Consider the following 24,307-nt stretch of genomic DNA (forward strand, 5'->3'; position numbering starts at 1 on the left):
CCGACTCAGTTGGTTGCGTCCTCTTCGGCGTTCATTTTGGCCTGCTCGCGGGCGCTCGGATTCACCGATTTCTGGAACGGCACCTCGGCTACTTCGGCAGGAACTGGCTCTCCCGGCTCATTGGCGTACTCGTCCGGCAGGTGGACTTCGTACTCTGTGCCGATATCAGTCTTTTCTGCTGGCACGTGGGCAAGCGCGATGTTGGTTTGAAGTTTCGGCGAGTACCACGGAGACGTGACGTAGCCGACCTTCGTGCCACTGTCCGACTCAGAAACGTGCCAGAAGTCGGGCGCGTAGTCCGAGATCGGTTCGCCGCCAAGCTTCAGTCCGACCATCTTCATGTTGAATGGGTAATCACCCGCTTCAATATCCTCGCGCTGACGCTCGAGCGTTTCTTTCCCGATGTAGTCCGCTTCTTTATCATCCGGTACCTGATACGCGAGGTTGACTTGGAATGGGGAGGTTTCGTGATCCATATCCTGTCCCCACGAGAGGATCCCCGCTGCAATCCGGCGGTGATGTGCAGGAGCGACCTGCATTCCGCCGTGGTCCTTAACGGAAGCTAAGACGGGATCCCACACGGCCTCTGCGTTTTTCATCGCATCACGCACGTAGATCTCGAAGCCTTTCTCGCCGGAGAATCCAGTCTGACTCACGAGCACCGAGCAGCCATTGATCTCGGCGTCCATCAGACCGTAGTACGGAATCTCACTCACTTCCTCGCCTACCAGATCGACCAACACGTCCTCAGATAGTGGTCCCTGTATCTGCATCGGTGCAACATCGATTTCGTCGATGTCGACGTCGTAGTCGTGACCGACGTTGACGCCCTGTAGCCATTGCATCAGCGTTGAATCTGAGATCGAGAACCAGAACTCATCCTCGGCTGGGCGCAACAACACAGGATCGTTCAGGATGCCGCCGTTCTCATTGCAGAGAATGACGTACTTTCCGTGCATTGGCTCGATCTCCGTCGCATCACGGGTGATGACGTAGTTGACGAAGTCTTCTGCGTCCGATCCCTTCACGCGGATCTGGCGCTCGACTGCGACGTCCCACAGCGTCACCCGGTTGACGAGCGCATCGTACTCCTTCATCATCCCGCCGTCTTCTGGTTCGACCATACCACGCGGGTGATAAATACGGTTGTAGACCGTTGCTCGCCACGCACCCTCCTCATTGAAGGATTTGTGGAAAAACGGCGACTTGCGCACACGAGTGGATACCAACATCTCTATTCCTGGATCCCCGGACTGGCGCAGGTTTCTCGGAACCATACGGTCCGACTGATCGACGCTTGGAACGTTCGGGTGCGACGGGGTCTCCGTCTTCGGCGAATCGTCTGACATCGTCAGTCACTGACACACTCGATTCGCATAAACGCTCATGTGAGGTATGTGTCCCATTTATACCCGATCAGCTGTCTTGAGCGTGCAGTAATCTTGCACGCTCCCGGAGGTGGCTGTCGGTCTGTGTCGCCGCGACCATGATGACTCGAAGATGATCCGATCCAACCCTGCACACGCAAGCTCGCTTTCTGTACAGCATCCGCTGTCAACGAATTACTCCCGGTCAGGGATAACGTACGCACCGAAGTCTTCGATCGTTCCGACTGGCGGCGCACCGAAAGCGAGCCAGACGTGTGTTGTGTCGTCGGTTTTATTGAGGAAGTTTCTGCTCGCTTCTGGTGCGACTCGGACAATCCCACCTGCGGGAACGTCGTGCACCTCGTCTTCGATAGCGATCTGTCCGTCAGTCAGCGCGACGAATACCTCTTCTTGTCCCTCGTGGGCGTGCGGCGTGGTGATCTCTCCTGGTTCGACAATGACCTGATTGACTCGCATTTCGGTGCAGCCGAGCGTCTCCGTCAACTTGCGATGAGAAACATCGCACGTATTGAACGACTCTGTTGGAACATCATGCGGGTCGACGATGCTGAATTCGGTGTTCATATGCTACTGCTCGGAGGGAACGCCGATAGCTGTTCTGACGTCATCGAAACGAGGACGTGATCAAAATCACTTCGAGGATAGTTGTGGATCTGGCCGGAAGAGTAAATCCGTTGATAACAGCCGCTTCGTACTGGCTCTCGCTATCCATTGATGAAAACCACCGAAAGTGTCGTCACTTCGATATTTGAGCTGTGATACCTCGTGTGCCATCACTCATTTCCTGCGAAGCTACAAGTCGTGTCTGTCCAAGAGTTGGGTGTGACCTCGATCAAACTGATGCGTGGCGAGCCGATTGCAGCCGAAATCCGCGAGGAGATCCGTGAACGGGTACACGAACTCAGAGAGCAAGGGATCGTTCCAACGCTTGGGACTCTCCTGATGAGCAACGATCCGTCGGACGAGCGGTTCATGGATCTAAAACACGCTGCCTGCGAAGATCTTGGCATCGAAGGTCAAGATGTCCGGCTCGATCCCACAGCGTCTGCCGAGGATCTCTATCGAGCAGTAGACGATCTGTGCGCCGATCCAGACGTTCACGCGGTGTTCGTTCAGGCCCCTCTTCCGGAACATGTCGAGTCGATCAACGTGCGACAGCGGCTCGACCCACAGAAAGACGTAGACTGCTTTCACCCAGAAAACCTCGGTCGTCTCGTGAGCGGCGACCCACGATTCGTACCAGCAACGCCTGCCGCAGTGCTTCGTCTGATCGCGGCGTACGACGTTTCGATCGAGGGACGGGATGTCGTACTCGTCGGCCGGTCGAACGTCATCGGCAAGCCGCTTGCGAATCATCTCCTCCAGAAGCGTTCGAATGGCAACGCGACAGTGACGGTTAGTCACTCTCACACCCGAAATCTCGCGGAGAAGACGCGCCGGGCAGATGTCGTCGTAACTGCGTGCGGCGTGCCAGAACTCGTTGACGGGTCGATGCTTTCTACAGATGTTGTCTGCATCGATGTGAGCGCCAACCGGCGATCGACGGACAGCGAACGTCCTGTAGTCGTTGGTGACATCGACGCTGAGAGCGCCCAAGAGAAGGCGAGTGCAATCACACCAGTTCCGGGCGGTGTTGGTCCAGTGACGCTCGCTATGCTTCTCCAAAATGTCGTTCGCGCGGCCGAACGACAACGTCAATGAAATTTTCGATCATCTGTAGTCCGATCCCAGTCAGGATGCTCTCGGGATGGAACTGTACGCCGTAGTGAGGGTGCTCGCGGTGGCGAACTCCCATCACCACCGCACGTTCGTCATCGGTACTCGCCGTCTCGATTAAGCAGTCGGGGAGTTTCCCCCGTTCGACCGCCAGAGAGTGGTATCGTCCGGCCTCAAAAGCGTCGGGGAATTCTTCAAAGATAGCACGGCCATCGTGACGGACTGTCGAGGATTTGCCGTGGACAACATCGGGCGCGTGGACAACAGGCGCACCGTGTGCTGCACAGAGTGCTTGATGGCCGAGACAGACACCGAGCGTCGGATAGCGCAACTCTCGAAACACCGGGACAGAGACGCCAGCTTCGGCTGGTGTGCCAGGCCCTGGAGAGACGATGATACCGTCTGGATCCAGCGAGCGAATGCCATCCACGTCAATCTCGTCGTTTCGCCGGACGATCACCGCCCCGTCATCGGGAGCACCAACGGCCGCACCGACGTACTGGACGAGATTGTACGCAAACGAGTCGTAGTTGTCAACGACGAGGATTTGAGTCATGGATTTGTTCGGGGGTTGGTTACTCACTGTTCCTCCACGGCGAGATCAGCCCGTTCACCCAGCGCCTCATCGAGTGCTCTAACGAGTGCGCGTCCCTTATCGAGAGTTTCCTCGTATTCGTGATCGGGGTTCGAGTCATGAACGATGCCAGCGCCGACGCGTAAAAAGTACTCATCACCACGGCGCACGAGCGTTCGGATGACGATGTTGAGTGTGGCGCGTCCATCGAAACCGAATACGCCGATCGACCCGGTGTAGGGACCTCGACGGGTGGTTTCGACCTCATCGATGATCTCCATTGTCCGAGGCTTTGGGGCCCCAGTGATCGTCCCTCCCGGAAAGACCGCGGCGACAGCGTCACTCAGGGTACGATCCGTTCGCAGAGATCCCTCGACGAGTGAAACAAGATGCATCACCTCCGAATAGCGGTCAACGCGCCGGTACTCGGTCACTTCGACGCTCCCGTACGCGCTGACCTTCCCGAGATCGTTGCGTTCGAGATCCACCAACATCGCGTGCTCTGCGCGTTCTTTCTCGTTTTCTAATAGATCTTGTTCGAATTCGGCGTCAGATTCGGGAGTGTCGCCGCGAGGACGCGTTCCGGCGATCGGTTCGGTAAGAAGACGGTCTCCCTCGACATCGAGCAAGAGTTCGGGCGATGCGCTCACCAGATCGACGCCCGGAAACTCGATGAATGCCGAATACGGCGCAGGATTCACCCGTCGGAGGGCGTCGAACGCCGCCACCGGATGAACAGCCGCTGGTGCACGAAGACGCTGGGAGATATTCGCCTGAAACGTATCCCCGTCTCGGATATACTCTTTCACCCGCTGGACTCTCTCGGCGAACGCATCTGGCGGACAGTCGCTCTCGAAACGAGCGGTTGATCGCCGGACTGGCGGTGGATCTGTCGTTGGGTCGCCGTCGACAGCGGCCCTCGCAAGAGCGAGGGCGCGGTCGCGGCCCTGTTCGTAAGCCGCCACCGGATCTGAACCAACTGACGGACAGGCCGTCACACGCAGAATCGTTTCGTCCCCGGAGCGCGGTTCCTCCCACGCCACAACACGATCGAATACGCCCAACTGCAGCCGAGGAAGTCCCCGGTCGTCCGCCGTTGTGTCCGGAAGCGTCTCAAGCTCACGCGCGACGTCGTATGAGAGCCAGCCGAACACGCCACACGGGTAGGGGACGTCACAGTCTCCACGCATCAACGTCTCATCTTCAAGCAAGCCCGCAAGCTCTGTGAGTGATGGCGACAGAGTGTCGTCGATCGAGACGTGATCGGCCCCTACCTGTAGGCGTGTTATCGGGTCGACAGCGAAATATCCCCATCCGGACTGCCCCCCTGTCGTCTCTAGGTAGACGCCATCGCCTTTGGACGCGACGGCATCCGAGTTCTTCTCAATCACTCCACCACGAACCCGTCGGTAGGCGAGAAATGGATCACTGACCGATACGTGAACTTCAACCGGCACCCGTGCCGCCCGCGGAGCGCATCGAGCGGTCTCAACGAACGAAGCCTCAGTCGTGACGACACGTAGATCTCCTTGTAGCATGGCTCTATCGCGCCCCAGCCAGTAACGACGAACCGACTGGTCGATGGCGAGTCTTGAATCGATGCCGACTAAACGTTTTCGTGGGCCGTCCACGGGCCTCTCTCGGCACCATCAAGCATCAACAATGGGCGCGCGACAACCGACAACATATAAACATAGCCATAATTCGCCACGCCATTTTATGATGAATACGATCCATTCATGGTAACAACCACCATGGACGTTAGTAGCGCCTTTCGAAAATTGGCGCGTTTCCTCGATGAGTGCGAGGAGGAACGAGTGAGTAGTGTCGAACTCATCAAGGATACGCCCGAATCCGATGGAGCACTAACTGCCGAGATCGAAGTATCGATCTCTGCGTGCCCGTCGAAGGAAGCGGAGGGCCGGGCAGCAATCTCTCCTTGTGCCATGAGCGTCGACGGAGACGGGAGACTCCGATTCGAGGTCGAATCCTCGCAGGCCATTGTCCCCACGAACCGCGATGTCTCGGTCGAACCGACTGACGCATCGTTTGGTTCCGACGGCACAATCACGCTGACACTCTCGGCGTCTGTTCCGACTGGAGACGTCGTGACATCGAAAAAAAGCAACGAGAACCCACAGGAGACCCACTCTCACAACGAGAGCAACGAACGCAGCGAATCCGTTGACTCCCATCAGAACAGAGATCTCCCACCGTTCAGAGATCCCGAGCTCCTCGCTGAGGTGTACGAATCGTGTGATACATTCACCGAGATGCCTGACGAACTCGGGATGGACGTGACCGCTGAGACTGTTCGTCGGTATATGATCGACTACGGCATCCACGAACCGAACTCCTACAACACTGCTACCACAGACGATAGCGACGACACTCTCCCTGAACCAGACACTGACGCTGACGTCGACTCCAAACCAGACACTACTACTGAAACTGACCAAGACACACCAGCGCCAGCAACGGCGAGCGATGAGGGTGATCTACAGACGCCCGTTGTCGTCGCTGACGGGATTGGTCTCCCAGATGACGTAACGGTGGAGACGATTATCGAGACGGTACGTGAGTCAAACACCATCTATGAGGTCAAGCGCGACATCGGCATTGAGCGCGAGAACACGCTCGACATGTTACGAGAGCTCAATCTGCTCGATCTCGTCGTTGGACGACTCGCCACAGAAACAGAGCGTGAGATTAGTCGAGAGGAGGTCATCGAACGCCTCCGGCATAGCGCGGTGTAGTACGCTGTCGGACGTCAGTCCCGAATGAGTGCTGTTTCGATGAGTTTGGCCGTACCGCGGCGGATGCGTCCACCAATAGCGGTCGGCGACAGGCCGAGAGATTGTGCAATATCCGAGAGATGGGCTTCGCGGGGCTCCTCGAAGTAGCCGCGTTCGTAGGCCGTTACCAACGCAACTCGCTGTGGTTCGGTGAGTCCCGTCGGTTCCGAACCAGTCCACTCATCCTGTCGAAACATCTGGGTTAGATCGAACGAGATATCTCGGGCTTCACAGTAGTCCGACAATGTAGCGAGCGCCGCTCGATCGGGGAACTGAAGACGGACAGTCCATCCCCGTGCGTTGCTCGTTGCCTCGCGCATCAGCCCACTAAGTTCGCTCGTTTTTGGCGAGATGAGCTTCGTCTCCTCGGGATGTCGGATCCGATAGGCGCGGGTCGTATCGGAATCGGTCACCAACTCCCACTCGGCGACTGTGTGGTCTTCATCGAGAACGGTTTCGAGCGTCTCATCGGCGTTCTCGACAGTGAAGAAAAACATACCAGTCTTGGAATCAGTCGCAGACTGAGGAACGACCTGTATCGTCACATCAGAACACGCGTGAATCGTCGGCGTGAGTGCGAGATCTGGATGGGCGATGTCTACGACAGCGATCAGATTCACGAGCAACAACCCCGTCTCAATCCGAGATGCGGTACGCTTTGGTGTCGGTACGCCAAGGTATTCCGAATGACCGTCTGATACTCCTCCTGCGTCGGGCGATTGTCTATCGTGCTCATGACTTTGAAAGTACGTTGGAAACCTTCATTGTAAAACATTACGAGCAGTCTCACCGGCACATATTTAGACGTTGTGAGGTAATTCACATGTAGTATTGAAAATGTCTCGGGACAATGAAGAACATCGGGGTCTGACCCCAGAGAGGCTGTCTCACGCCCATCTACCCGAACAGAAGATGTACAAAGTCCGTGCCGAGGAGGCAAGCAGTGTAGAGCAGGTCGAAGGGCAGGTGCGGGCCTATCCGTTGTTCACCACGAATGATCTAGTGCTTCTCTATTTTGAGATGGGGCCCTCGGGAATGATCGACTGGCATACTCACGTCCCCAACATGGATGAGGTTTCGATGTGCCTCGAAGGACGGGCCAGATACACCCTCGAACGTGAAGACGGGAGCCATCAGACCATAGAGGTTGGGCCGATGGAGTTCGTCTATCTACCGGGAGGTGCCAGAAACAAGATCGAGACTGTTGGAGAACAGGTTCACAAGGGAATGGTTATTCACAGACCGGTGTCGGTCGCTCGACTCGAAAATCTCGAAGATTTCACACCCTCCGACGGAGACGACTGGCCGATGGCTCTCTGGATCGATCGCAAGCGCGATGAAGTCCTCGAAAAGGACGAAGACGCCGTCTCGACCTAACAGGCTCTGCATCGACGTTTCCAGAACAGACTGACCCGTCGATCATTGACGAATGGAAGTTGCTAGGACGGAATGAGATCGGGCGCGATGAAACAAGGCGGGAGCAACGAGAAGAGTGAGAATTCAGAACCGAAACATCTGCTCTTATCTAACTCTCCTCCCGAGCGCAGCCAAGAACGAAGCGAGGTAGCCGAGACCAGCACGGACATCGCGCTGTTTGAATGATCCAAGAAGTCCTAGAAAACCGGTAGGTTGTGATTCGTTCTGGGCCGCACCGACCGCGCCAAGGATCGTGTTCAGTCCGTCCACAGTTTCCGGTTCGACTTCGAGAGCAGAGAGCGGTTTCACGATATCGATGAGATCTTCGAGGTGACCCCCTCGTTGGAGATCGAGGAGGAGGTCGAGTGTCTCGGCGAGGTCGGTTCCTCCCGCTTCCACTGTGTCCGCAAGTTCCGCGACCTCGGAAGGAGAGAGCGCATCCGTGAACGCCGTTGTGATGGTCACCAGATCGTCGAGATGACCTTCGCGTTCGAGCTGAAGGACCGTCTCGAGTACTGTCGAGAGCTCTGCCGCATTCGCACCGACATTCTCTGCAAGCTCGGCTGTTTCAGCCGTCGTCAGGCCGTCAGCTGCCTCGATGAGTGTTGCGGTCGATTCCGTGATGTGATCGAGGTCCGACTCATCAGCACTCGCAGCGATCAGCACGACCGTCGTGAGGAGGTTGTTCACTTCGTCTGTCGAAAGGATCGATGCGAGATCGTTGTCGTGATCTGCCAGTACCGCGTGGAGCGTGTCTCCCTCTGGCTCCCGTGCCCCGTTGGTGGCCGTCTCCGGATACGATTTCTGTGGCTTCGCCATGATTAATCGTCCCCCGTCAGTTCAATATCACTGGACTGCACTGGCTTCGAATCACCCTCATGCGGATTAATCCGCACGGCTGAGACCTTGTACTCGGGAGTTGCCGCGGCAGGATCGAGGCGTTCCTCGTCGGTCAGTTGGTTGACGGCGCTTTCGGCGAAGTGAATGGGAGCGAAGACGGTGTCGCGTCCAACACGGTCTGTCACCTGCGCTGGTACGGTGATCGCTCCGCGTCGTGATTCGACTTGAACCTGATCTCCATCCTCGATACCGTAGTTCACGGCTACATCGGGATGGATTTCGACGAAGTCACTAGGAGTGTATTCCATAATCCCCTCCTCGCGGTGGGTCATCGTTCCAGTGTGGTACTGATAGAGGACGCGTCCAGTCGTCAGCGTGAACGGATACTCGTCGTCGGGCCGCTCTGCGGGCTCGCTGTAGCCGATTCCTTGGAGATGAGCTAGCCCATCCTCGGTGTTGAATGCATCTTCATAGAGGCGTTTGGTTCCGGGATGGTCCTCGTCCCAGCAGGGCCATTGGAGACCACCGTCGCTCTCAACGCGGTCGTGGGTCACACCACCGTAGAGTGGGGTGAGCGAGTTCACCTCGTCCATGATCTCGGCCGTCGAGTCGTAGTCCCAGTCGCGGCCCATCCGGTGAGCGAGGTCTTGGAGGATCTTCCAGTCCGGTCGGGACGCACCTTTCGGTTCCATCACTTGCTTGACCATCTGGACAGTTCGGTCGGTATTGGTGAACGTTCCCGTCTTTTCGACAAACGAACAGGCTGGCAGTACCACGTCGGCGTACTCGGCCGTTTCGTTGACGAAGAGATCCTGAACGACGAGGAAATCGAGAGACTCCAACACGTTGCCAGCGTGGTTGATACCCGGCTCGGAGAGGGCCGCGTTCTCACCGATGATGTACATTCCCCGAACATCGTCGTCATCAGCCGCGAGGAACATCTGGGTCGTGTAGTAGCCGTACTCTGGTGAAATCTCACACTCCCATGCGTCTTCGAATTTCGCGCGGATCTCGTCGTCAGCGATGTCCTGATAGCCCGGGAAGTTGTCTGGGAGCGGTCCCATGTCACCGCCACCGCCTTGGACGTTGTTTTGGCCTCGGAACGGAGAGACGCCGGTTCCAGGCTTGCCGAGATTACCCGTGATCGCCGCGAGGTTCGCCATCGCGATCACATTCTCAGTCCCGTGTGAGTGCTCGGTGAGACCGAGTGTCCAGCCAAAGACACAGGTATCCGCTTTTGCGATGGTCTCTGCAGCAGTTTTGATCTCTTCATGTGGGACGCCCGTGACCGCCTCAACTCGATCGGGCGTGAACTCCACGACTGCTTCTTTCACATCTTCGAAACCCGTTGTTCGCTCCGCAACGAACGTCTCGTCGTACAGATCGTTTTCGATGAGATACCGAGTAATGCCGTTGATCCAGACCGCATCATAGCCGGGTTGGACCCTGCTGTACTGTGTTGCGTACTCAGCAATTTGTACCTCGCGCGGATCGAACACGAGAAGATCAGCACCGTCACGGACGTTTTGCTTGATTCTGGTCCCGATGACAGGGTGTGCTTCGGTCGTATTCGATCCCGTAATGAGATAACAGTCGGTCGTTTCGAGATCCTCGATGCTCACCGACGCGGCACCGTAACCGTACGTCTGTGCGAGCCCAGCGACCGTTGATGAGTGACAGAGCCGATTGCAGTTATCGACGCTATTGGTGTTGAGTACCTGACGGGCGAACTTCCCCATCAGGTAGTTTTCCTCGTTGGTCGCCTTCGAAGAGGCGATGACCGACAACGCCTGCCCACCGTGTTCGGCTTTGATTTCGCCCAATCCCTCGGCCACACGCGCGAGCGCTTCATCCCACGTGGCTTCTCTGAATTCGCCGTTTTCATCGCGGACCAGCGGAGTCGTTAGGCGGTCGTCGGAGTTTACGAAGTTGTAACCGAACTTCCCTTTCACACACGTAGAGATACCGTTGACCGGAGCGTCCTCCTCAGCTGTTGGGCGGGCAGCGAGGATCTCCTCACCGTCTGAGTAGAGATCGAACCGACATCCAACAGCGCAGTACCCACACGTCGTGTCCGCAACCGTTAGCTCCTCAAGTCGCGCATCGCCGATGGACTGGGCAATCTCGAACAGTTTCCCTTCCGAAAGCGTCTCAGCAGCAACACCCTCGGCGACGTGTTCGACGTTTTGTAGCGCCTGCTGCTTCGCTCGCTGCATGTATCCCGCAACACCACTCGCAGTTTCGGAATCGGAATCGGAATCGGGATTTTCGCTCATGGCCAACTCCCTCCGTCGTCGTTTTCGCCGTCTGTTCTATGGGAGGATGACCTCTCACTGTCGTTGTGCTCGTTTGTTGCTTCCGCTCGTTTTTTCGGTGTCATTGGCCCATCTGTCTGTTCCGACTGCTCGTAGGCCTCACCGATGCTGTTTTTCTGTGTGAAGCCGGGAAGCGGGATCGTCGTCGCGTCTTCGATCCCCTTCTCGACTAGTGCACCTGTCGGGCAGACGGTCACGCAGTGTCCACAGGAGACACACGTCGAGTCCGCCATCGTCTCTGCTTCGCTCTGGAAGCCGATACGGGTGTCCTGTCCCTGTCCTTCCATCCGCAGCACGCCTTCGACTTGCACGTCATTGCACGCCTCGACGCACCGATTACAAAGAATGCATTTGTTGCGGTCGATCTGAATGAACGACGAGGAGTCGTCCATTGGTTCGTAGGCATCACGGTCGTCGAGAACACCGTATCGCGGTTCCTCAACTTCGTTCTCGATCGCGGCATCCTGCAGTTCACAGCGACCGTTCTTCCCGCAGGTCGTACAGCGAAGATTGTGATCCGAGAGAACAAGATCGAGATTGACGTCCCGTGCGAGCGCAGCGTCATCTGCTGCGGTTTCGACTTCGAGACCGTCCGTCGCAGGAAAACTACACGCGGGAACGACGCCGTGCTCGTCTGTTTCGACCATACACGTTCGACACTCGCTCCGTGGCCCGATATCCTGACGGTCGTAGTGACAGAGCGCAGGAACAGTGTCCTCCGTCTCGACGGCCTCGATGGCGTCGATGAGGGTTGCGCTTGCGCTGACTGTCACCGTTGTCCCGTCGACAGTAAGTGTCGACGGTTCGTCGCTCCCGATAGGAGGGTCGGTCGCCGTTCCCGGCGCGATGCTCTCTGTTAGCGGCGGTACATCCGTGTTTTCGTGACGTTGTGAGCTCATGATACTGCGAAATTCCGATCAAAACAGCTTCCAGCGGGACACCGGCCGTCGGCGTGGGCCGCAAACTCCGATTCGAATGCGGCCATTGCCGTCCGTGTCGGTCGGCCCGCCTGTTTTCCGAACGCACAAATGCTCGATAGATCCATGACACGAACCAGCTCCTCGATTCCATCGCTGTCGTAGTCGCCGTCGTATATTGCTCGGAGTTGATTTGCGAGCTGGGTCGTTCCCTCGCGGCACGGAACACATCGACCACAGTTCTCGTCGGCCGCAAACTGCGTCTTGTTCCCGATGAACGCTACGACACACTGATCCTCCGTGATGATCCGAACCGTTCCCTCTGTACCGAGGTCAGCGTTGGCCAGTGTATCGGGGGCGACATCGATATCGAGTTCGGTTGTAATACCCCCAAATCGTCCACCGACACAGGCTGCTTTGAACTCGCCATCGATGTCAACCGCATCGAGTGCCGTTTCGATGGTGTCGCTCTCCGGAACTTCGACTGTCGCGGGCACAGCAACGTCGCCTGTCACCGTCACCAGACGGCTTTCTGCAAATCCATCTCGGACCGCAACCGCGAGCTGTGCGAACGTTCTTGCCGTGTGAACGAGCGTCGGGTCCCCGTGAAGGCCCGACACCTCGGGACCCGGTGGGCGCAGGCGCGCCTCAATTCGGTGATTCCCTTCGATCGCTTCGAGCGCCATCGTCGGCTCGGCTGCTCGGTACTCCGAGGGACCACCGACCACGTCGACCGAAGCGCACGGATTGGGATAGTTTTCGGCCGCCTCGTTAACGGTGAGTGCAGCGTCGTTGTCCGCCGTATAGACGACGATTCGGTCGGCGCCGACGGCACGAGCAGCCGCGTTCGCTCCTTCGAGCACCTCGAACGGTACACTGGAAAGCAAGAGCGTATCGGCGGTGGTCCCGTGAGCGTTCACCACGACTGCTGCGCTGTCTGCCTCCATAGCAGGCCGCCACGCATCGATCAATCGCTGGTCATGGCGCCAGTCGCCCCATCCACGACCGCGGAGTTGCCGAGCGAGCGAGGCCACTGCTTCTGATGCAACTGAGGCGAAGCCGCCAGCGGCTTCGTGATCGTCTGGGTGTGTGGGACGACGCCAGCCACAGCCACCGAGAACCCGGCGTACGCCAGTATCGAGGCCGAACAGTTCCGGTGCTGGGAAGGTCGTCGTTTCTGGGTCGTGCTCAACAACGGCTGCAGTGTCCGCACGAGACGAATCGTCCGCGAGTGCTACGAACTCCTGTATCTCCTCGGGTGAGCACTGGGCGTGAAAGGTGGTCCGTTCACCGCGAGTCACCGAAACGAGCGGTTCGACCGCTGGAAATCCTGTCGAACCGACCTCCACGACCGTACAATCGGCTCCAGCAACCCCATCCAACAACTCTCGGCTCGGATTGCGATCCGATATTCGTACTAATACGTCTTCATCAGATGTTGGAAATATCATCTGCTACTGTATCTACTAGTTCCCGTAATAGACGATGATAAATACACATGATCAAGCATCCGATAATACGATGAACGAACAAGAGAACACAATTGGTAGGAATTCTAAGAGACAACGTTTCAGTGGAATGGTGTGTCGCTCAGAAGACTTGGTGGATTACTCGATACTAAAAACGGTTGGTTGCGATCATTGCTCCAGCTACTCTGTCCGTCGCACAAGGACGCTGTTCGTCAGAGACAGTGCTTGCGCACGGATCCATTCTCGTACGGATCGATGCGTAACGTCCGCCGCCCGTAACGTCCGCCGCTAAATGTGGGACAAGCACTTCTCTGGAAACGGTCATCGACGACACGTTTATCGGTAGGCCGGCGACCATATCCTGTACTATTCGTCTGGCACGTCGTCGAGGTCAACGAGTGGTGTATCACCAAGGACTGATCGTCCGAGCAGACGGCCACCAATTACTGTCGGGCTAATGACTTCATCGGCACCAATCCCTTCGAGCTTATCGACGTGTCGCTGTTCGTTGGCCGCTGTGACGATGCAAACATCCGGATTTACTTGTCGGGCAGCGATGACTGCCAGCGTGTTTTGTCCGTCGTCGCCGGTCGTCGCAACGATACCGCTGGCCACGTCAGCTCTGGCATCTCGAAGCGCTTCGGTGTCTGTCGGATCCGCAGTCAACACGTTGATATCACGATTTTTCAGGGTCGTGGCAGTCTCCGTATCAGAGGTTATCACAACCACGTCGGTCGCTTCCGTGAGTTCGTTGAGGAGCGGTTCCGTCAGGTTACTGTAGCCAAGGATCAGAACGTGGTCTTTGAGTTGTGAGTGTTGCGGAGTAGTCATTTTTCCAACCGCGGTAGTTATCCGTGATTCGAGAGCCGGGACAAGGAATGACCCGAACGCAGCACCGAACGCCGTGGTACCGATAACGAGTACCGAGATCGTAAACAGTTTTGCCTGTCCAGTGGTGGGCCGTATGTCGCCGTATCCGACAGTTGTTCCAGTGACGATCATGTAGTAGAACGCATCAGTCCACGTTTCGACTCCGATGTACTCATCTCTCAGGACGTATACCCCGATCGTGCCGTACACTTGTACTGCTAAGAACGAACCCAGCGCGGCAATCTGAAACGGTGTGAGTTTGATCGGTTGATCAAACTGATCACGGTTTCGGATCAGCAGTGGCAGAATGACGAACGAGAATAACAATAGCAGAAGATCGGTTGCCTGTGCAGTTACAAGCGCTAGTAACGACGCCAGCGGGAGCACGATTACCGCGCCGTACCACATGAGGCGCTTGCGCCGTTGCAATCCAACCGTGGTGGCTGTGAGGAGGAAAGCGAGGAGAAGACTCACGAATCGGATGACGTTGTCCCCGCCCGTGGGAAGGAACGTGGCGAGTGGGCCGTTCAACGCAACTCTCTCCTGTCTGAGGTGTGATAATCCAATAATGAACGCAAGTGCGGCGACGATTCCAACCAGAAGCACTGCTATATTCGGACCCGAGAACGCCCGCCAGTAGGCGAATAGAAGCCGCTTTGCGTGGGAGAACTGTTTACGGAGAGCAGAATCGGTCGGCTTCTCTGACCCATCACTCGCCATCGTGCTGGTGTTTAGCATGGAATGAATAAAAACTCGTGTCCCCAGCGTCGGTGTCGAGAGTAGCAAAAGAGGAAGCTGCGATCGCTTAGTCAGTGCTACTAGTCTTTTTCGTCAATCACTGCGTTCATCGTTACGTCTGTGGATCCGTCACGCTGGGCATCGTTAGTGACCAAGCGCGAACTCGCATCAGTGACAGGCTTCGCTGGACGAAGACACCACGTTCCACGAACTGTCCGATATCCGGGAGGAGGAATGTAAGAGACTGTTGAGGTGATGGACGAAACAGCAGTCGAACGGGTTAGAACAATCCGGAGACGGTTCCGTCGGGATCGATGTCCATCTCCGCGGCAGCGGGCTCTCCGGGGAGACCGGGAAGTGTAAGGACATCGCCAGTGAGAACGACGAGAAAGCCTGCGCCTGCGGAGGGGTAGACCTCCTTGACTTCGAGGGTCCAGTCATCGGGCACTCCTTTCAGACTCGGGTCGTCACTGAGAGAGTGGAACGTCTTTGACATACAGACAGGAACGTCATCGAGACCGAGTTCCGTGAGCTGTTGGATGTCGGCTTCGGCGTCGCCGTGGTACTCGACGCCGTCGGAGCCGTATATCTCGGTTGCGACGGTCTCGATCTTCTCCTTGATCGAAGCATCGACCGAATAGAGTGGTTCGAACTGTGACTCAGATTCGGCAGCGCTCGTCAGCTTCTCTGCGAGATCGATTCCTCCCTCACCGCCGTCGCTGAAGACGTTGGATTCGGCGGCATCGATGCCTAGCTCAGATTCGCAGTGTTCGATGACGGTCTCGACCTCTCTGTCGGTGTCTCCCGGGAAGCGGTTGACGGCAACAACGACTGGGACACCGAACTTCTGGAGGTTTTCGACGTGCTTATCGAGATTTTCGAAGCCTCGTTGGACGGCTCCGATATCCTCGTCTTCGAGCGCATCAAGCTCCGGCGGCCACATGTCCAGACCGTGGTATTTGAGCGCTCGCACAGAGGCGACGAGTGTGACCGCGTCGGGCTCCATATCGCCGAACCGACAGACGATGTCCATGAACTTCTCTGCCCCGAGATCTGAGCCAAAGCCTGCCTCAGTGATGAGATACTCAGAGAGATGTGAAGCGACCTCATCAGCCATCAACGAATTGGTGCCGTGGGCAATGTTGGCGAACGGACCGCCGTGGACGAACGCGGGTGTTCCCTCGATGGTTTGGACGACGTTCGGCTTGAGAGCCTCCTTCAACAGGATAGCAACGGAGCCTGTCGCGTCGATATCGTCGACGGTGACTGGGGCACCGTCCTCGTCATACGCGACGATAATGCGCGAGACACGTTCTTTGATATCCTCGATGCTGTCAGCGAGACACAACACCGCCATCAGTTCCGAGGCAGCCGTCAGAATGAATCCGCCTTCGCGGGGGCGACCACCTGTTTTTCCACCAAGACCGATCACCGTCTCTCGGAGGACCCGGTCGTTCATGTCGATCGCGCGTTTCCAGCGTACCTCGTTGACGTCGATGTTCAGATCGTTCCCTTGTGTGAAGTGGTTATCGAGCATCGTCGAAATGAGGTTGTGCGCCGCGGTCAGTGCGTGGATATCGCCGGTGAAGTGGAGGTTGATATCCTCCATCGGCAGTACCTGTGACCAGCCGCCGCCAGCGGCTCCACCTTTGACACCGAAAACAGGCCCGAGCGACGGCTCTCGGATAGCAATGAGCGCGTCCTTACCGATCTGATTGAACGCTTGTCCGAGCCCGACTGTCGTTACCGTCTTGCCTTCACCCATCGGCGTCGGCGTCATTCCAGTTACGAGAATGAGCTTGCCGTCGGCCGTCCGCTCCGTAAGAATACGCTCGATCGCGTCTAACTTCACCTTCGCCTTGTACTCGCCGTACTGCTCCAGATCATCAGGGGAGAGACCGAAGGATTCGACAATGTCCGTGATCGGCTGTTTCTTGACAGACTGTGCGATTTCGTAATCGGTTGGCATTGATTCCGGACTCTCGTCTGAAGATGACATCTTACGAAGGCGTATCCACGATGCGGACATCAATGTTTGTGTATCTATAGTTCGACGAATACAATGTGTTTGACGGGAGAAATTCGCGCTCATCACGCTGTAACACGTCTGATCGAGGACTCATAGCATCATATATTCGATACCATGTGCTTCGATTTTAAGACACATTGCTTTGGAGCGTACGAGAGCACCGGGCGGGGTTAATGAAGCAGCTATCAGTGCGCAGCTTTTCGGTCCTCAACGTATTCAGTGAGATCCCGCTCGATATCCGCATCGAGGTGTGGTTTCTGGTAGGCTTCGAGTTGTCGTTGAACACGGTCGTGTGCTCGCTCGACAGCCGACGTACTGTCTGTGTCCCAATCGCTGTATGAACGTTTATCGGCGATATCTGGACGGTAGAACACTTTCTCCAATTGATCGTTGGATGGATCGAGGAAATGTCCAGCGGGTTCGACCGCAGACATACGATCGAGCGCACACGTGTCGGGAGAAATGGTAATACCTCGCTTAAATCGATCGATGTATTGGAGTGTTTCGCAGTCGAGTACGAACTTCTCTGGCGAGATAGCCGAGTAGGATTCGAGAATCCCCGCAGAGTGAAGCACGAAATCGATCCCACTGAGCGCCGTAATCGTTTGCAACAGCATCGATTCGAAACCAGCTTGGAAGTCGACAGATTTCGAGTCCGAAAGCCCGCCACCGCCACGCGATGGGATATCATAGTAGCGACCCATCTGCCCACAGAACGAAACGAACAGTGCCGATTCGGGGCTTCCAATCGATAATGAACCGTATCGGGCGTCGATGTTCGAGGCGGGGACTCCGTAGACCACCGGGGTACCGGGATTGAGTAGCTGAGCGAGCGTGATAGCGAGGAGATTTTCTGCGTTGGCCTGCGCCATCGACCCTGCAAGCGTTTCCGGTCCCGATGCACCAGCCATCGTGAACGAGGATATGATCACGGGCTGGCCGTTCTCGGCGTATGTCATCAGACCACCGAGCGTCTTTGTGTCGAGACTCCGGGGCGGTACGGTGTTGATTAGCCCCGCTGTGTAGGGCTTTCGCAGATCGGGATCGTCCATAACGATCCCGAGCATGTCGAGACATTCCTGCGCACGATCCTCGCCGTAAGCCGATCCCATGACTGGTTGATCTGTGTAGATGAGAGACCGCTCGACCATATCGAGGTGTTTGGTTGCCTGATCGGTGTCGTTGGGTTCACAGACGTTGTAGCCCGTGCAGTTGATGACAGATTCCATCTGTGAGAGCTTCACGAAATCAGTGTAATCGGACAACGTCGAGCGGCGCCGTCCATCCTCGACAGTGTGGATGTTCGAGGGGCCATATCCTGGTGCTCGGACACTCTCGTTGCCACCGACTGTGACGTCATTCCCAGTGTTGCGCGCGTACAGTGTGAACTGTGCTGGTGCTTTCTCGACACACGCCGCGACGATGTCCCGAGGGAGCGTCACGACGTTGTTCTCGTGGATCTCACCGCCGTTGCGCTCGAACACCATCCGAGCGCGCTCGTGGTTGATCTGGATGCCGATGTCCTCGATGATGTGCATCGACGCCTCGTGGATGGCTGCCCTGCTCTCTCTGGTTACCCCGAGCGACGCAGCCGTTGTTCCCGCGTCGTACTCCGGCATGTACGTTCGGTTGTCATAGAATTCGTATAAGTGCTTACGCTATCAGTCTCAATCACCCCGGAGAGGCAATCTGTGCTGGATGTAGCTGCTCGTCGCTGATTGAAAAATAAATTATTGACGAGCTGATACGTTGTGCTTCGATAACCGTCTGTCGGGACTCGGAGACATCTTTATTCACAGCGATACGAACAGGTGGGGATATGGAGTACCACGAGACGGTGAATACACTGGAGCGATTGCGGAGGCTTCGGCCAAAGCTTGGGACCAGAACGACCGCTTCGCTGTTAGAGCATCTGGGCAACCCTCACGAAGGGATGGCTGCCATTCAGATCGCTGGCTCGAACGGGAAAGGGAGCACGGCCCGCGTCCTCGATCGCATCCTCCGAGAGGCAGGACTTAGTGTCGGTCTCTACACCTCACCGGATCTGAACGATTTCCGCGAACGAGTCCGCGTTCGTGGTCGGAACATTCCAAAAAGAGAGGTCGTACGGTTCGTCGAGGAGGCGTGGCCGTATATCGTTGATCGGGCTGTCGAGGGAGACGGCCCGACGTTTTTCGAAGTGTGTACTGCGCTTGCACTCTGGCATTTTGACCGCGAAAACGTGGATTGTGCGGTTCTTGAGGTCGGGATCGGTGGCAGGTACGACGCGACGAGCGTCGTTGATCCCGTAGCGGCAGCGGTCACGAGTGTCAGCCTCGAACACACCGACATTCTCGGCTCGACCGTTGAGGAAATCGCCCGAGACAAGGCACAAGTCGCACCCACTGATGCGCCGCTCGTGACCGGTGCAACGGGGCGAGCGCTCGAAACGATTCGGGAGGAGGCCGACGTGCTGACGGTCGGCTCGACGCGTGTGGACAGCTCTGTAGCGGATCGTGAAACGGTCCACGATCCGGAGTCAGGCCCCGACATCGGCGTCACCGAGGGTGAGATGGTGTCGTCGTCGATGGCGGCGGTTTCGGTTGATGGACCTGACTGGAGAGTCGAGAGTCGGACACCGCTGCTCGGTCAATATCAAGCGGTCAACATCGGCATTGCCGGCACGCTCGCCAGACAAGTTGCTGATGTGACCGAGCACGATATCGCGGCGGGCATCCGGAACGTTCACTGGCCGGGACGGTTCGAGGTGATGGACGACACGCCGCTCACGGTGCTCGATGGCGCGCACAACCCCGATGCGTGCGCAAAGCTCTCGACGGTGCTCAAACGCTTCGACTACGACGATCTGTCCCTCGTGTTCGGCGCGATGCGCGATAAGGACCATCAGGCGATGTGTCGCTCGCTCCCGTCTGCCGATCGGGTGTTCCTCGCCGAACCCGCCGTGAATCGCGCGGAGGATACTGCTGTCCTCTCGACAGTCTTTGAAAGAGAGACTGACGGAACGGTTGAACAGTGTGGATCCGTCCTCGGTGCAGTCGATCGGGCACTCCAGCAAGCTAATGTGGCGGATTGCGTCGTGATAGCGGGATCGTTGTACACCGTCGCAGAGGCGCGAGATCGCTGGACTCGGGCACCGATTCCCACACAGACCGACACGACAGCGCGCGCTCGATCCGTCGTGCGAGCTGCCGACGTGCCTGCAGCGGAGCGTCCAGCGCCCGACCAGATGGTTCACCGGACGATCCGGTTTCATGCTCGGCGTGAACAGGCCACGTTGTTGCGGACAACGATGCTCTCGCTGGGCGGTACCTGTTCTGTCTCCGAGATCGCCGCAGACGAGCACATTGACGTCGTCATGACGGGAACGCTGGCGCAGTTCAGAGACCTCATTCGCCAACTGCGCGGCCAGAGCGAATTCAATCACATTGCCTCGCAGTTGAACCACGCGCTCGGGATCGAAACGAACGGAAAGGACGAATCGTCCTGTGACTACCCATGGGAGAACGGCACGGCGGTGATGGGCATTTTGAACGTCACACCAGACAGCTTCCACGACAGCAGCGAGTCAGTTGAAGCCGCCTGTGCCCGCGCTGAAGAGATGGTTGCTGCAGGCGCTGACATACTGGATATCGGTGCTGAATCGACGAGGCCAGGAGCAGATCCAGTCACAGCCGAGGAGGAACGCGAGCGACTGCTTCCGGTCCTTGATCGGCTCACCGACAGCACTGCGATGATTTCCGTCGATACGCGCAAGCCTGCGGTTGCCGAAGCCGCGCTTGAGGCTGGTGTCGAGATGATCAACGACGTCTCCGGCCTTGCTGACGCAGCAATGCGCAGCGTTGTTGCGGAGTGGGACGTACCGGTGGTCGTGATGCACAGTCTCTCGACGCCAGTCGATCCAAAGCAACAGTACTCATACGGCGATGTCGTTGACGACGTGCTTTCGGAACTCACCGAACGCGTCTTACTCGCCGAGCGAGCGGGCATCGACCGTTCTCGTGTCGTCGTGGATCCCGGACTTGGGTTCGGTAAGCGCGCCACAGAGAGCTTCGAGTTGCTCGACCGACTTGACGAATTCAGCGCCCTCGGAACGCCGATCATGGTTGGTCATTCGCACAAATCGATGTTCGAACACGCCGGCTGTGGTCCTGACGAACGACTCGCGCCGACGATTGCTGCGACGACGCTGGCCACAGAACGCGGTGCGGACATCGTCCGCGTCCACGATGTTGCGCCGAACGCTGCTGCTGTTGCTACCGCCGAACGGACCACGCGTACTGATCACTCATCTGACCCCAGTTTGTGATCGACTGCCAAAGAAACACAACATGAATTCTATAATACATTATGTGGGAGAATTCGACGAAGATATACTACTTCAAAGACATGTTTCGAGGAGCACGGCAGTCGATATCCACTGATTCACAAGCAGGTGTATACGGGATTCACGACGTGCTGTTTGGCCAATGTTGCTTGACGCATAGCATTCGATCGATCCGTCCTATCGCTCATTTTCTAACAGAGTTGTCAGTTATGGATCCCTTTATTACTCGGCGCGTTCCTCAACAGTAGACAAGCATGAAATTGACAGACATAGCCGTGAGAGCGAGCGTGAATCGGTCCAAGAGATGGCATCAGTTCAGTACCTGCGTGGGTGATCATTGATGGCATCGGATTCCAGTGACAGCGGTGTCCCATCGCACGCGAAAACGGTCATTCTCGGGGCCGGAATCGTCGGAAACAGCCTCGCCTATCACCTCGCAGAACAGGGCCGGAAGGATATCCTCCTCGTCGATAAGGGACCACTGCCGGACCCGGGTGGCTCGACGGGCCACGCATCGAACTTCCTCATGCCCGTCGAACATTCGAAAGAGATGACCCACCTTACTCAGGAGTCCATCGAGCAGTACAGAGAGATGGACACGTTCAACGAGAGCGGGGGTATCGAGGTCGCACGCACAGAAGAACGGATGGCCGAAAATCGACGTCGTCTGCAGTCGGCTAAGGCGTGGGGCGAACCAGCAGAGTTGTTGTCGCCCGAAGACGTCGAGGAGTTGGTTCCCTACATCAACACCGACCTCATCAAAGGTGGTTTCTACACAGAGGGGGCTGGTGTCTGTGACCCACTCCGTGCCGGTGAGGTGATGCGGGCTCGGGCCAAGGACAAAGATGCACTCACCGTTTCGCCGAACACTACTGTCCTCGACATCCACGTCGAGCACGGCGAGATTCAGTCGGTCGAAACCGATCGTGGGACGGTCACTGCCGACGAGGTCGTCATCGCATCCGGACTCTGGAGTCCGAAGCTCGCGGAGATGGCTGGCGTCGAAATTCCGCTCACGCCAGCAGTACACCAGATGATTAGTGTGGGTCCCATCTCGTTGCTCGAAGAAGACGAGGGCGAGATCAACTATCCAGTCGTTCGTGACATGGACACTCAGATGTACGAACGCCCGAGCGGCAACGATCTCGAGGTCGGTTCCTACCAACACCGACCGATCCTCTGGGATGTCGATGACATTCCATCGATCGAGGAGGCACCGCTGTCGCCAACCCAGCCGCCGCTCACTGATGACGCCTTCGAGAAATCGATGGCGGACGCACTTGAGTTGATGCCAGAGGTCCTCGATGATCCTGAAGCAGGTATTCGCCACGAGATTGACGGCCTATTGTCGGTGACACCGGACGGTATGCCACTCCTCGGACCGATGCAAGCGGTCGATGGCCTGTGGTCCTGTGCGGCGATCTGGATCAAAGAAGCGCCTGCAATCGGCGAAGAGGTGGCAAAGTGGATGACGCGGGGCTATCCCGATATCGACCTCCACAGCTCGAACATCAACCGCTTTTTCGAGTACGGAACGTCGCGGACGTTCGTCAAAGAGCGAGCGCACGAGGGATTCCAGAAGATCTACGGCATCGTTCACCCGGTCGAGCAGTGGCAGTCCTCGCGTCCCCTTCGGACGAGTGCCTTCTACACCAGACAAGACGAACTGGACGCGCGCTTTTTCGAAGCCGCTGGGTGGGAGCGCCCACAGTGGTTCGAGTCCAACGAGGACCTCGTCGATCAGTACGCAGACGAGATAGCAGATCTGCGCCGGTCCAACGAGTGGGATTCTCGTTGGTGGTCTCCGATCATCCTCGGCGAACACCTTCACATGCGCGAGAACGTCGGCATGATCGGCGATATGGGCTTTACCATCTTCGATCTCGTGGGACCGGGTGCGACGGAGTACGCCGAGAAGATGGCAGTCGGCCGCATGGATGTCGATGTCGGAAAGTCGGTGTACACACCCATTCTCGATGAGAACGGTGGCTTCCGCTCGGATCTCTCGGTCGTTCGCGTTGAGGAGGATCGCTACCGTGTCATCACTGGGGGGGGCATGGGTGGAGCGGACAAGCAGTGGTTCAGCCAACACCTTCCGGAGGATGGCTCAGTGCATATCGACGACCAGACCTCTGCACTCTGTACGCTGGGTGTCTGGGGACCAGATGCACGAGACGTCCTCGATTCGGTGGCTGAAGAGGATGTGTCCCACGAAGCATTCCCACCGTACACGGCCCAGGAAATTACTATCGGCGAGGTAGACACGTGGGCGCTGCGGATCTCCTACGTCGGAGAGCGCGGGTGGGAGCTGTACGCACCGATGGAACAGGGCCAGCGTCTCTGGGACATCATCTGGGAGGCTGGTCAGGAGTACGACGTTCGTCCCGTCGGCATGGGCGTCTACGGCACGACCGGACGGATGGAGAAGGGCTATCGCCTCTATGGTCACGAACTCGAACTCGAATACAATCCGGCAGAGGCCGGTCTCACCTTCCACGGCGTCAAAGACGCAGACTTCATCGGCAAGGAAGCCTACGCAACGGCCATCGAATCGGAGAACACTGCTACGCTCTGTACGCTCTCGGTTGATGACCACGCGCCCAACGGGGGTGAGCGGCGCTTCATGCTGGGTGGCGAGCCCATTCTCGCAGACGGCGACGTGATCGTCGACGAAGAGGGGCGACGATCGTACGTCACGAGCGCTGGCACCGGACCGAGCGTCGGCAAACACCTGCTGATGAGCTATCTTCCGCCCGAATACGCAACCGAGGGTCAGCAGCTGTCGGTCGAGTACTTCGGCCAGCAGTACCCGGTTACCGTCGAAGTCGCCGGAAGCCGGCCACTGTTCGACCCGAACAACGAGCGCATCCGCAGCTAAGAGAAGCATCCACAACCACTGGGATCGACTCGAACGTG

The 24,307-nt window shown here is 57.3% G+C and carries 17 protein-coding genes; 5 read left to right on the forward strand and 12 right to left on the reverse strand.

The features are described from left to right. Positions 1-5: 5 nt before the first annotated feature. Both MW898_RS08860 and MW898_RS08865 read right to left on the reverse strand, forming a co-directional pair. On the reverse strand, positions 6-1,349 hold the full coding sequence (locus tag MW898_RS08860; protein WP_248906382.1) for a glycine cleavage T C-terminal barrel domain-containing protein: 1,344 nt from the start codon (positions 1,347-1,349) through the stop codon (positions 6-8). A gap of 213 nt (positions 1,350-1,562) precedes the next feature. Then, positions 1,563-1,952, reverse strand: coding sequence for a cupin domain-containing protein (locus MW898_RS08865; RefSeq protein ID WP_248906384.1), 390 nt, complete (start codon positions 1,950-1,952; stop codon positions 1,563-1,565). 276 nt (positions 1,953-2,228) lie between these two features. On the opposite strand from MW898_RS08865, the gene MW898_RS08870 reads away from it, so the two are divergent. Further along, positions 2,229-3,089 carry a bifunctional 5,10-methylenetetrahydrofolate dehydrogenase/5,10-methenyltetrahydrofolate cyclohydrolase gene (locus MW898_RS08870; protein WP_248909734.1) on the forward strand — a complete coding sequence of 287 codons (861 nt, stop codon included), beginning with the start codon at positions 2,229-2,231 and terminating at the stop codon, positions 3,087-3,089. On the opposite strand, the gene MW898_RS08875 is transcribed toward MW898_RS08870, so the two are convergent. Together MW898_RS08875 and pabB are read right to left on the reverse strand one after the other, a co-directional pair. Further along, complete coding sequence (locus tag MW898_RS08875) at positions 3,040-3,660, reverse strand: anthranilate synthase component II (protein ID WP_248909735.1); 621 nt, start codon at positions 3,658-3,660, stop codon at positions 3,040-3,042. The genes MW898_RS08870 and MW898_RS08875 overlap by 50 nt on opposite strands. 23 nt (positions 3,661-3,683) lie before the next feature. Next, the gene (gene pabB, locus MW898_RS08880; RefSeq protein WP_248909736.1) at positions 3,684-5,216 is read right to left on the reverse strand and encodes an aminodeoxychorismate synthase, component I; all 1,533 of its coding nucleotides are present in this window, start codon (positions 5,214-5,216) and stop codon (positions 3,684-3,686) included. A gap of 216 nt (positions 5,217-5,432) precedes the next feature. Between pabB and MW898_RS08885 the strand changes: the two genes are divergently transcribed. After that, positions 5,433-6,434 carry a DUF8073 domain-containing protein gene (locus MW898_RS08885; protein WP_248906386.1) on the forward strand — a complete coding sequence of 334 codons (1,002 nt, stop codon included), beginning with the start codon at positions 5,433-5,435 and terminating at the stop codon, positions 6,432-6,434. A gap of 14 nt (positions 6,435-6,448) precedes the next feature. On the opposite strand, the gene MW898_RS08890 is transcribed toward MW898_RS08885, so the two are convergent. Further along, entirely contained in the window at positions 6,449-7,093 is a 645-nt protein-coding gene (locus MW898_RS08890) for a helix-turn-helix domain-containing protein (RefSeq protein WP_248906388.1), read from the reverse strand. Between the two features lie 292 nt (positions 7,094-7,385). Here MW898_RS08890 and MW898_RS08895 point away from each other — a divergent pair, with 292 nt between their 5' ends. Then, positions 7,386-7,850 carry a cupin domain-containing protein gene (locus MW898_RS08895; protein ID WP_248906389.1) on the forward strand — a complete coding sequence of 155 codons (465 nt, stop codon included), beginning with the start codon at positions 7,386-7,388 and terminating at the stop codon, positions 7,848-7,850. A 144-nt stretch (positions 7,851-7,994) separates the two neighbouring features. Here the strand turns inward: MW898_RS08895 and MW898_RS08900 are convergent, their stop codons facing one another. The 7 genes from MW898_RS08900 to MW898_RS08930 all read right to left on the reverse strand — a co-directional run bounded on the left by MW898_RS08900 (position 7,995) and on the right by MW898_RS08930 (position 18,686). Continuing rightward, a complete protein-coding gene (locus MW898_RS08900) occupies positions 7,995-8,708 on the reverse strand; it encodes a helical membrane plugin domain-containing protein (protein ID WP_248906391.1) in 714 nt (237 codons plus the stop codon). A gap of 2 nt (positions 8,709-8,710) precedes the next feature. Beyond that, positions 8,711-11,005, reverse strand: coding sequence for a formate dehydrogenase subunit alpha (gene fdhF / locus MW898_RS08905; RefSeq protein ID WP_248906393.1), 2,295 nt, complete (start codon positions 11,003-11,005; stop codon positions 8,711-8,713). Next, positions 11,002-11,943 (reverse strand): 2Fe-2S iron-sulfur cluster-binding protein, encoded by a 942-nt coding sequence (locus MW898_RS08910; protein WP_248906395.1) that lies wholly within the window; start codon positions 11,941-11,943, stop codon positions 11,002-11,004. Before MW898_RS08910 ends, fdhF begins: the two co-directional genes overlap by 4 nt. Next, positions 11,940-13,412: an NADH-ubiquinone oxidoreductase-F iron-sulfur binding region domain-containing protein gene (locus tag MW898_RS08915; protein ID WP_248906397.1), complete on the reverse strand. Its 1,473-nt coding sequence runs from the start codon at positions 13,410-13,412 to the stop codon at positions 11,940-11,942. The genes MW898_RS08910 and MW898_RS08915 overlap by 4 nt, the downstream gene beginning before the upstream one ends. Before the next feature lie 384 nt (positions 13,413-13,796). Continuing rightward, positions 13,797-15,020, reverse strand: a complete 1,224-nt coding sequence (locus tag MW898_RS08920) for an NAD-binding protein (RefSeq protein ID WP_248906399.1) — start codon at positions 15,018-15,020, stop codon at positions 13,797-13,799. Between the two features lie 298 nt (positions 15,021-15,318). Beyond that, complete coding sequence (locus MW898_RS08925; protein WP_248906401.1) at positions 15,319-17,037, reverse strand: formate--tetrahydrofolate ligase; 1,719 nt, start codon at positions 17,035-17,037, stop codon at positions 15,319-15,321. A gap of 215 nt (positions 17,038-17,252) precedes the next feature. Then, entirely contained in the window at positions 17,253-18,686 is a 1,434-nt protein-coding gene (locus tag MW898_RS08930) for a trimethylamine methyltransferase family protein (RefSeq protein WP_248906403.1), read from the reverse strand. Positions 18,687-18,886: 200 nt separating this feature from the next. Here MW898_RS08930 and folP point away from each other — a divergent pair, with 200 nt between their 5' ends. Together folP and MW898_RS08940 are read left to right on the forward strand one after the other, a co-directional pair. Next, the gene (folP, locus tag MW898_RS08935) at positions 18,887-21,373 is read left to right on the forward strand and encodes a dihydropteroate synthase (protein ID WP_248906405.1); all 2,487 of its coding nucleotides are present in this window, start codon (positions 18,887-18,889) and stop codon (positions 21,371-21,373) included. Positions 21,374-21,731: 358 nt separating this feature from the next. Beyond that, the gene (locus MW898_RS08940; protein WP_248906407.1) at positions 21,732-24,269 is read left to right on the forward strand and encodes a GcvT family protein; all 2,538 of its coding nucleotides are present in this window, start codon (positions 21,732-21,734) and stop codon (positions 24,267-24,269) included. Positions 24,270-24,307 lie beyond the last annotated feature (38 nt).

It is taken from the genome of Halocatena marina, from assembly GCF_023276375.1.
GTDB classification, from domain to species: domain Archaea; phylum Halobacteriota; class Halobacteria; order Halobacteriales; family Haloarculaceae; genus Halocatena; species Halocatena marina.